The organism is Brevundimonas sp., assembly GCF_036399195.1.
Lineage (GTDB): Bacteria > Pseudomonadota > Alphaproteobacteria > Caulobacterales > Caulobacteraceae > Brevundimonas.
In genome coordinates this window covers 1-8130 of sequence record NZ_DASWNO010000037.1, presented here as the reverse complement: position 1 = coordinate 8130, position 8130 = coordinate 1, and the positions used below count along the sequence as shown (strand labels likewise).

Annotated in this window: 7 protein-coding genes; 5 read left to right on the top strand and 2 right to left on the bottom strand. The window is 68.8% G+C overall.

The genetic code is table 11. The features are described from left to right. Window positions 1–101 precede the first annotated feature (101 nt). The 4 genes from VGB60_RS02160 (at window position 102) to pgsA (ending at window position 2282) form a co-directional block, all read left to right on the top strand. Window positions 102–362, top strand: coding sequence for a WGxxGxxG family protein (locus VGB60_RS02160; RefSeq protein ID WP_331036638.1), 261 nt, complete (start codon window positions 102–104; stop codon window positions 360–362). 206 nt (window positions 363–568) lie between these two features. Continuing rightward, window positions 569–880, top strand: a complete 312-nt coding sequence (locus tag VGB60_RS02155; protein WP_331036637.1) for a TonB family protein — start codon at window positions 569–571, stop codon at window positions 878–880. 69 nt (window positions 881–949) lie between these two features. Beyond that, window positions 950–1576 carry a carbonic anhydrase gene (locus VGB60_RS02150; protein WP_331036636.1) on the top strand — a complete coding sequence of 209 codons (627 nt, stop codon included), beginning with the start codon at window positions 950–952 and terminating at the stop codon, window positions 1574–1576. Between the two features lie 70 nt (window positions 1577–1646). Beyond that, complete coding sequence (pgsA, locus tag VGB60_RS02145) at window positions 1647–2282, top strand: CDP-diacylglycerol--glycerol-3-phosphate 3-phosphatidyltransferase (protein ID WP_331036635.1); 636 nt, start codon at window positions 1647–1649, stop codon at window positions 2280–2282. A 76-nt stretch (window positions 2283–2358) separates the two neighbouring features. Here the strand turns inward: pgsA and VGB60_RS02140 are convergent, their stop codons facing one another. Then, window positions 2359–4425, bottom strand: a complete 2067-nt coding sequence (locus VGB60_RS02140) for a S46 family peptidase (protein WP_331036634.1) — start codon at window positions 4423–4425, stop codon at window positions 2359–2361. A 195-nt stretch (window positions 4426–4620) separates the two neighbouring features. Further along, a complete protein-coding gene (locus VGB60_RS02135; protein ID WP_331036633.1) occupies window positions 4621–6690 on the bottom strand; it encodes a S46 family peptidase in 2070 nt (689 codons plus the stop codon). Between the two features lie 186 nt (window positions 6691–6876). Here VGB60_RS02135 and VGB60_RS02130 point away from each other — a divergent pair, with 186 nt between their 5' ends. Next, window positions 6877–8049, top strand: coding sequence for an ABC transporter permease (locus VGB60_RS02130; RefSeq protein ID WP_331036632.1), 1173 nt, complete (start codon window positions 6877–6879; stop codon window positions 8047–8049). Window positions 8050–8130: the final 81 nt, after the last annotated feature.

Genomic DNA, 8130 nt, shown 5'->3' with positions numbered 1-8130 from the left:
ACCGGGCGGCTCTCGAATGCACGTCCACCGGAACCCGGCCCTCGGTCAGAGGCTTTGTGCGCTACGCCACACATGGCGGAGAACCTTGGAAGGGCAATCCCATGAATAACAAGCTGCTAGCGGCCACCGCGGCCACCGTCGTCCTCGCCGCCGGAGCGGCCGCCGCTCAAACGCCGCCGACTGCGCCGGACACGGGCGCGACCTACACCGACACCGCCGTGGCCCCCGTCGAAGAAGAAGACGACGACATGGATTGGGGCTGGATCGGGATCATCGGCCTCGCCGGCCTGCTGGGACTCCGGAAGCGCCGTGACGACGATGTCCGCACGCACCCGACGACCACCACGACGATGAACCGATAGGACCACATCGAAGCCCGCCGCCTTGTCAGGAGGCGGCGGGCTTCCCCCCTAGGCGCGCGCGCCTGGTTCGCCTCCCGCCCCTTGGCGACTTTTGCCAGGCCGCTGATCGATCGGCGCCCTCGCGGCGTCAAACGTCGGATTTCCGACCTTGGCCTTAGGAACGGAACCGCCGCTCGAATCTTAACGACCCAGAGAAGGGTCCCGTGATGATCGAGTTCGTTTTAGCCGCCGCCATGCTCTGGGACGCCACGCCCCAAAGCGTCAAGCCGACCAAGGCTGTTCAGCCGACCGCCGCGTCGGCGCGGCCCGCCTCATCGAGCGCGATCCTCGCCGGGGTCGCCGTCACCCTCGAATGCACCGCCCGCGCCGATGGCCGGGTTGAGGGCTGCCGGGTGCTGGGCGAGACCCATCCCGGCATGGGCTTCGGCGAGGCCGCCGTCGCCCTGATGCGGGACGCCCGGGTCGATGCCGGCCCGCGCGACGTGCAGTTTGCCCGCACCATCCAGTTCACGCCCTGAGACAATCCGCGCGGCGAAGCTTGTCGCGCGCCTCTCCCCTGACGCTTGCCGAGCGGCTATAGCGGCGGCATGACCGAAGAATCGCGCGACATCCTGCTGTCCGGCTACCGCCGCTTCCGCGAGGGCCACTGGGCCGAAGCGAAGGCCGAATACGAAGCGCTGGCCTCCGAGGGTCAGCGGCCGCACACGCTGGTGGTGGCCTGTTCCGACAGCCGCGCGGACCCCGCCCTGATCTTCGACACCGCCCCCGGCCAACTCTTCGTCGTCCGCAACGTCGCCAATCTGGTGCCGCCCTATCAACCGGACGGCGGCCTGCACGGCGTGTCGGCGGCGCTGGAATTCGGGGTCAAGGTGCTGGGCGTCTCGCGCATCATGGTCATGGGCCACGCCCACTGCGGCGGGGTCAACGCCATGCGCCATGGCGCGCCCGACAACTGCCGCGACTTCGTGGCCCCGTGGGTCGCGCAAGGAGCTCCGGTGGTGCGGCGCGTCTGCGAGGCGTGTCCGCCTGAAGAGGCCGAACAGGCCGCGGAGGAGGCGGTGGTGCGGCTGTCGCTCGACAACCTGCGCACCTTCCCCTGGATCGCCGAGCGCGAGGCGGCCGGAACGCTGGCGCTCAGCGGCGTCCATTTCGGCATCGCCGACGGCGTCCTGCGCTCGATGCGCGGCCCGGGACGGTTCGTGGCCCTGGACTGACTTGGCCCGCTTTGCTCGCTTCATGCAGCGAAGCGTGGCAGATCGGCGTTGAAGGCAGCGGAGCCCTTTCATGACCCCCAATCCCCACGCCAATCCCATTCCGAACATCCTGACCGGCCTGCGCCTGATCGCGGGGGTGATCATGTTCCTGATCCTGGCGGGGGCGGCGCCGCAGGGCGTTCCCATGCTGTCGGAATACCTCAGCCCGGACGACCAATTCCGCTTCGGCCGCACCGCCTTCGTCATCTTCGTCGTGGCCGCCTCGACCGACTGGGTCGACGGCTATCTGGCCCGGCGTTGGCACGCGACCACGCGCTGGGGCGCCATCCTCGATCCGATCGCCGACAAGATCCTCGTGACCGGCGCCATTCTCGGCGTGCTGGCCTGGGGCGCCCTGCCGCAGATCGCCATCCCCTGCGGCCTGATCCTGTTCCGCGAGTTCGCCGTCTCGGCCCTGCGCGAGACCGTGGCCGGCAAGGTCAAGCTGCCCGTCACCCTGCTGGCCAAGTGGAAGACCACCCTGCAGATGGTGGCGCTGGGCTGCCTGCAGATGGTGCTTCTGTGGGACGGCTTCGGCCTGCCGCTGGAGTGGCAGCCGCACTTCCAGACCTTCGCCTATGTGCTGATCTGGCTCGCCGCCATCGTCACCGTCTGGACCGGCTGGCAGTATTTCGCCAAGGCGCGGCAGAAGATGAGCCAGCTTTAGGGATGAGGGAACAGGGATTAGGGATGAGGTTCTGAGCCGGAGCCTCTCCTCATCCCTAGTCCCTAATCCCTGTTCCCTATTCTGCCCCCAACTCCTCCACCAGCCGCTGCATCCCGTACACGTCCCGCAGCGCCGTCGTCACCGCGCCCGTGGTCACGATCACCGAGCGGTTGACGTTGCGGTCGTAGCCATAGGCGTTGCGCTGGGTCAGGACGGTGGAGTCGAAGTTCGCCCCGACGATCTCGCCCGCCTCCGTCACGACCGGCGAGCCCGACGAGCCGCCGATGGTGTCGGACGACACCGCCATGTTCAGCACCGTTGCGGGATCGATCCGGCCTCGGGCGGCCAGCAGCTTCGGCGCCACGTCGAACGGAGCCGCGCCCGTGGCGCGGTCCCACAGGCCGCCGAAGGTGGTGAAGGGACCCCAGCGTTGCCCCGGAACGTCCGACCCCTCGATCTTGCCCCAGGTCAGACGCAGGGTCCCCGTCGCGTCGGGATAGACGGCGTCGCCATAGGCGGCGAAGCGGGCGGCGGCCAGCTGCTCCGAGGCGCGGTCGGTCGGCGCCTGGACACGGGTCTCCCAGTCCGAACGCACCGCGCGAGTCTCGTCCTGAATCGACAGCAGGTACCGGATCATCGGGTCCTGCGACGCCTCGACGGCCGCCAGGCCGCCCTCCCACAGCGCCCGGCGCACCGCCGGATCGGCCAGCGTCGAGCCGGCGACCAGCCGCTGGGACAGCTGCTCGGGCGACTCCGAGCCCAGCAGGCCGCGCACGCGCGGATCGTCGACCGTCAGCCATTCGCGCGTCTTGGACAGCCACCATTCCAGCCGCACCTGCTCCAGCGAGGGATAGACGGGGCGTTCGGCGAACAGGCCGGACTGGACGGCCGCCAGACGGCTGTCGGAGAATTCGGGCAGGCGCTCGGCCGAGGGCTTCTCGCGCTCCTGCGCCCCGCGCACCAGGGTGCGGGCCCAGAGGAACAGCTGCGAGCCGCCGGCGACGGGCGTGGTGCCCACGCCGGTGCCGCCTTCCAGCAGCGCCATCGGCGCATACAGCTCGCGCAGGGCGGGCTGCACCGCGCTCAAGGCCGTCCACGGATCGACCCCTGACGTGCGTCCCCGGAAGTCCGTTTCGGCTTCGGCCTTCATGCGCATGAAGTCGGCGTCGGTCAGCGCCCGCATACGGCCGAGCCCGCGCTTGTAGGTGTTCTCCAGCCCGACGATCGGATCCATGGCGATGAAGGCGTTCTCGTCGCTCTCTTCCGAGAACCGGATCAGCCGCCCGCGCAGTTCCGAGGCGATCAGCTGGTCCATCGGCAGGACCACGTCGCGGATGGTCATCAGCTGGTCCTGCGTCAGCAGCCGCTGCGTCGCGCCCGGGCTGCCCGCCACGAACACCGGCGTGCCCTCGACCGGCTGGTCGGCCTTCCAGGTGAAGTGGGTCGGCGTCACTGCCGGCGCGCCGTTCTCGTACAGGCGGATGAAGGCCGCATCGATGGCGAAGCGCGGGAAGCTGAAGTTGTCCAGATCGCCGCCGAAGGTCGCCGCCCGGTCCTCGGGCGCCCACGCCAGCCGCACGTCGGAGTATTTCTTGTAGGTGTACAGCTTGAACTGACCGCCCCGGTACAGCGTCACGACCTGACAGCGCTTGTTCGCGTCGCCGCCGCAGGCTTCCTGCTCGATCCGTCCCGCCTCGGCGTCGCGGGCGCGGGTGAAGGCCTGACCCTCCAGTCCGGCGCCGGCCGCCTGCATGCGCTGGGTCACATCGCTGATGTCCGTCAGGATCTCGGCCGTGCCGCCGGGGCATTTCAGCTCGTCCTCGCGGGTGCGGGGGGTGAAGCCGGTCTCGGCGTAGTTCACCGCCTGGGTGGACAGATTGGCCACGCAGGTGGCGACGCAGTGGTTGTTGGTCAGCACCAGGCCTTGGTCGGAGACGACGCCCGCCGAACAGCCGCCGAACCGCACGGAGCTCAGCCGCACCTTGTCGAGAAAGGCCTGGTCGATGCGCGTTCCCAGCGCCTGATTGGCGCGGGCGATCGGGAAGTTGTCGAAGGTCCACATGCCCTCGTCGGCCGCGGCCGGCGCGGCGGCTCCAGCGACGAGGGTCAGCAGGGCGGCGGCGAGGGCGGGGGTGAGGCGCATTTTCTGTCTCCTCCCCATCGCCCGCGATGGGGAGGGGGACCACGAAGTGGTGGAGGGGCCGACGCGGTGCGCGGACCCCTCCGGTGTCTACGATTTCAGGCTATCCCACGATTGGCGGTTGGGGAACCAACCCCTCCACCACTTCGTGGTCCCCCTCCCCATTGGCTGCGCCAACAGGGAGGAGACAGGGACCCGCTACCGAACCCCCAGCTCTTCCAGCAGGCGCGGCTGCGGATAGACGGTCCGCAGGGCTTCGGTGATGGCCGCGGTGGAGACGCTGACCGTCCGGTTCAGCGCCTCATCGTAACCGTAGGCGCCGCCCAGCGAGTGGATGTTGCCGTCGAAGGCCGCGCCGATCACCTCGCCGGCCGCGTTGATCACCGGCGAGCCCGAGTTGCCGCCGATGATGTCGTTGGTCGAGGTGAAGTCGAACACCGTGTCCTTGTTCACCCGGCCCTCGGCGTCGAGGAAGGCCTGGGCGGCGTTGAACGGCTCGGATCCGGTCGCGCGCTCGTACAGGCCGCCGATGGTGGTGAAGGGCGGGATGGTGACGCCGTTGCGGGTCCAGCCTTCGACCCGGCCATAGGACAGACGCAGGCTGAAGGTGGCGTCGGGGTACAGGTTGGTCCCGTACACGGCGAACCGGGCCTGGGCGACCTTCTCCGCCGCCACCGCGGTGGGAGCGTTCACCTGCGACGCCCACTGCTGCCCGACCGACTGAGCCGCCGCGTCGTTGGCGGCGATGAAGGCCAGAAGAGGATCGGCGGCGGTCAACTGCTCCAGCGTCATGCCGGCCGCCTCGCTGCGGAACGCGGGGTCCGTCATCCGGGTGCCGCTGATCAGGCGGTCAGCGAGAGCCTCGGGGCTCTCGCGGCCCAGCAGAGCCTTCACCTGCGGATTGTCGACCGTCAGGTATTCCCGCGTCTTGGACAGCCAGTAGCGCATCCGCAGCTCTTCCATCGCCGGATCGATCGGCGTCTCGGCCCCCAGGGCGGCGGCGAGCGCGGCGCGCCGCTCCGCCGTCAGCGTCGGGTTCTTCGCGGCCCGAACGAGGGTGCGGGCCATCTGGTACAGGGTCGAGCCGCCGCCCGCCGAAGTCTCGAGCTGGCGATACGGCAGGTACAGGTCGCGGGCGGTCGCCTGTACGCGCTCCAGATCGGCCCACGGGTCGCCGATCCGCTGGACCAGCGAGGGGTCGGCGGCGACGCGGGCCCGCAGCTCGGCCTCGGCCTCTCGCTTGGCGCCCATGAAGGCGGGATCGGTCAGGGCGGCCTGCTGGCCGTACTGAGCCTTGAACGAGTTCTCGAGCCCGAAGATCGGGTCGAAGGAGACCCGCTTCGCCTCTTCGCCGGTCAGCGAGTATTCGAGCAGCCGCCCGCGCAGTTCCGAACTCTGGAGCAGGGTGATCGGCATCTGCTGATCCCGCAGACGCTCGAGCTGGCTCATGGTCAGCAGGCGCGAGGTCGAGCCCGGATTGCCGGACACGAAGGTGACGTCGCCGGCGGCCGGGGCGTTCGGGTTCCATTTGAGGAAGTTGGGGGTCACCGCCGGGCGGCCGTCCTCGTAGGCGCGCAGGAAGGCCGCGTCCAAGGCGTAGCGGGGGAAGTTGAAGTTGTCCGGGTCGCCGCCGAAGAAGGCCGCCTGGTTCTCGGGCGCGAACACCAGACGGACGTCGTCGTATTTGCGGAACTTGTACAGGGCGTAGCGTCCGCCGCGATAGAAGCTGATGACCTGACAGGTCAGCTTGGGGTCGTCGCCGCAGCCTTCCCGTTGGATGGCGGTGGTCTCGGCGGTGCGGGCGGCGTTGAAGGCGGCGCCCTCCAGGCCGGCGCCGGCGGCCAGGACGCGGTCGGTCACGTCGGTGATCTCGGTCAGGACCTCGGCGGTCTGCCCGGGGCAGCGCCGCTCTTCCTCGCGGGTGGCGGGCATGAAGCCGTTCTTGACGAAGTCGTTCTGCGGGTCCGACAGCTCCTGCGAGCAGCCGACGACGCAGTGCCAGTTGGTCAGGATCAGGCCCTCGTCCGAGACGAAGGACGCCGAACAGCCCTGGATGCGGACCGAGGCGTTGCGCACCCGATCCAGCCACGCCTGGTCGATCCGGGTGCCGTATTTCTGGTTCACTGTCTGGATCGGGAAGTTGTCGAAGGTCCACATCCCCTCGTCCGCGCGGGCCGGGGAGGCGGCGCCAATGACGGCCATGGCGCCCGCGACGGTGGCGAGCGAAGCGGTCGCCGAAACGGCGGCGCGCAGGGATCGAAGCAGCATGCGAAATCTCCGGAACGGCGGGGCCCGCCGACGTATCAATTCGAGCGTAGAACGGATGAACCGGCCCCGTCCATCGCACCATCCGCGCACTTTGGCGCAACACGGGTCCCCCTTACCCCGATTTAACTTGGTTCAAACCCTTGTGCCCGTCACATAGCGGTTATCGTCCGGGGCAAGACCGTCAGAATGTCGCTCGCACTCTCCACGCTGCTCTTCGAGTGGCGCCGCTATATGGCCGCCGTCATGGCGCTGGCGCTGTCCGGCCTGCTCGTGCTCGCCATGACCGGCGTATTCCTCGGCATCGGCAAGGGCTTCACGGCGCAGATAGAGCGGTCGCGCGCCGACGTCATCGTCATGCAGCCCGGGGCCAAGAACCTGATGAGCGGCGGGTCCGGCGTGCCGCGCCGCTTCATCCCGTTGGTGTACAACCACAGAGAGGTGGTCGAGGTGAAGCCGCTCGACCGCGGTTTCGGACAGCTGCAGTCGGTCAAGAACTACGATCCGACGATGAGCCAGGCCGAGCGGGCGCGGCAGGGGGCGCCCAAGCAGGAGCAGGTCAGCGTCCAGATCGTCGACACGACGCCCGGCTCCGTGACCATTCCGACGGACTATTCCCGGGAACTGGTTGACGCCCTGCGTCAGCCTTACACGATCGCCATCGATGAGACGGCCTTGCCGAAGCTGGGTGTCAAGCTGGGTGAGAAGGCCCTCTTCAACGGCTCGACCGTCACCGTGGCCGCGATCACGCAGGGTTATCCGAACATGATGCAGCCCTCGATCGTGATGTCGCGGGACAGCCTGCGCATGCTCGGGCAGGGGGCGAACGGCCCGCGCGTCGGTCCCCTGATGCTCAAGCTGCGTGATCCGACTCAGGCCCGGCGGGTGGCCGCCGACCTCAATGTGCTGGGGCGCGGCGACTGGAGAGCCTGGACCCGTCAGGAACTCGCCGACGCCAACGCCTCCGCCATGTTCGAAGAGGGCATCCTGGTCATCATCATCGGCGGCTGCGTCGTGCTCGGCACCATCATCGGGATCGCCATCACCTGGCAGACGCTGCGCGGCGCCATCATGGCGAACATCAAGGAGTTCGCTTCGCTGAGGGCGCTGGGCGTGGGCATGGGCTCGTTGAACCGGATCGTCATGGAGCTGAGCTTCTGGGTCGGGGTCGTCGGGGTCGGGGCGGCGATCCTGCTGACTTGGCTTGTGTCGCTGTTCGCCGCGGCCAACGCGGTCATCATCTCCCTGCCGCCGGTTCTGCTGGTCATCGTCGGCGGCGGGCTGATCGTCATCGCCATGTTGTCGGGCCTGCTGTCCATGGGCGTGCTGAAGAACAGCCAGCCGGCGGACCTGCTGCGATGACCAAACACACCAAGGTTCACGGCAAGCACGGCGACTTCGCCATCGAGGCGAAGGGGCTGGTGAAGCGCTTCAAGTCCGGGA